The 1,521-nt window shown below is 49.2% G+C and carries 3 protein-coding genes; 2 read left to right on the top strand and 1 reads right to left on the bottom strand.

Going from position 1 to position 1,521, the window contains the following annotated elements:
• Both DCH402_RS21995 and imm45 read left to right on the top strand, forming a co-directional pair.
• On the top strand, window positions 1–864 hold an 864-nt coding region (locus DCH402_RS21995), incomplete at its 5' end, for a VENN motif pre-toxin domain-containing protein (protein ID WP_040001172.1).
• A gap of 1 nt (window position 865) precedes the next feature.
• Window positions 866–1,198, top strand: a complete 333-nt coding sequence (gene imm45, locus DCH402_RS11315) for an Imm45 family immunity protein (RefSeq protein WP_040001171.1) — start codon at window positions 866–868, stop codon at window positions 1,196–1,198.
• A 46-nt stretch (window positions 1,199–1,244) separates the two neighbouring features.
• Here the strand turns inward: imm45 and DCH402_RS11310 are convergent.
• Window positions 1,245–1,521 (bottom strand): SymE family type I addiction module toxin (locus DCH402_RS11310; RefSeq protein ID WP_411431448.1); only part of this gene is annotated, 277 nt, incomplete at its 5' end.

Below are 1,521 nucleotides of genomic sequence, written 5' to 3'. Positions count from 1 at the left end.
AGCACGGATGCGGTGCAGGGCGCACAGTCGGCACAGGTGGCGGTGGAGAATAACCTTTTGTCTGCCAAACGCAGTCAGGATCGTTACGAGAAACTGGCTGCCTGTAATGGTGACAAAGCTTGTGTTGCGGAGGTTCGTCGGGAGTTTGGGCCAGAATCGGATGAACAACGGCAGCGGGTAGAAAACTGTTCCAGTGCGGCGGACTGCTATGTAGTTGAGCAGGGGCTGAAGTCCATGCGTGCAGAGTACAGCCAGCAGGAGGCGGCACTGGCAGAAAAAGCACGTACACAAGGAGTTAGCTCGTTAAGCGAGGCGGAGCAAAAAGAGTGGATTGCGGCCCGTAGCGCTTTGACGGAATTGGATTCGCAGATAAACCTGTCGTTGCATCGTGCGCAGACAATGGGTGGTTCGACGGAAGTCTCGGCAGAAGTCACCAATGTGATGGGCCATGCGGCGATTGCATCGGCAGCGGGAGTTGCCGGGGGGATATCCAAAGCTGGTGCGAATGGTTCCAAAAATCAAGGCGGTAATACTGACAAATTACCTAACGGACAGCAGGTTAATCATTTTGAAGAGAGTTTATATAATCTTCCGCCTGGAGAACGAGTTGCTCTAGTTAAGCAAATGGTGGACCAAGTAGCGCCATCGAATGGAATGGTAAAAGATAATAAACTGACCAGGATAAATAACAGGGATGTTTATCGTGGTAATGATGGTTACTTATATGCGGTAGATACACAGCATGGTCGATTTGAACAGGTGAATGCTAAGACGGGCAAGCATCAGGGAGAAGTCGATATGGGGATGATGCCAATAAGTAATAGTATGGATAAATCAGGCGGCCATGATTTAAAGGTAAAATAATATGCAAGAGCCAGTAAGATTAATTGAAATAAAAAACATAGCGTTAAGACATGGGAACATCTTTCGCCTTCCTGCTGTGTGGCCATATGAAGCCTTGGTCGATTTTATGGTTGTTGATTTATCTAATGCTGACAGACCTTATGGGTTAATAGTGTCATCTGGTCATAAGGCTGGTCTAATATTAGTTAAATTACCTGCTGAATGTTGTTTATCAGAGGTTAGAGGCCTCAGCGTTGAATGGGTAATAGATAATTGGGAGAAATGGATTTATCCAGAGTGCGATGTGAAAGATGTATATGTAATAGACCGATATGAGATCCTTGATTCCCAATGAGTAATGACGATCCCGGCACTTGCGCCGGGATCTTTGTTTTTACCGGTCAGATCCTAATCTCCGCCTCAATCACCAGCCGCCCGCGCTCGACGGTGACGATAACCGGCTGGCCGGTGTTAAAGCCGAGATCTTCCAGCCAGCGGCCCTTGAGGGTGAGTTGCGGCGGCGGGTTGCCCCGGCTGCCGTTGGGGACGTAACCGACGGTGTAATGCCGCTGGGGTTCTTTTACTTCAGTTGCGCGGGGTTCTGACTTAGAATCGCGTCCAGCCATAGTAACTACCTCTTTAGTTGCCTGTGGTGAGCGGTTGGAGCAGGTTGCCGCC

This window comes from Dickeya chrysanthemi NCPPB 402 (genome assembly GCF_000406105.1).
Classification (GTDB): Bacteria; Pseudomonadota; Gammaproteobacteria; order Enterobacterales; family Enterobacteriaceae; genus Dickeya; species Dickeya chrysanthemi.
This window is presented reverse-complemented; position numbering and strand designations above follow the sequence as displayed.

Coding starts and splice junctions, on each gene's coding strand:
- imm45 (WP_040001171.1), top strand. CDS start 866: ATGCAAGAGCCAGTAAGATTAATTGAAATAAAAAACATAGCGTTAAGA.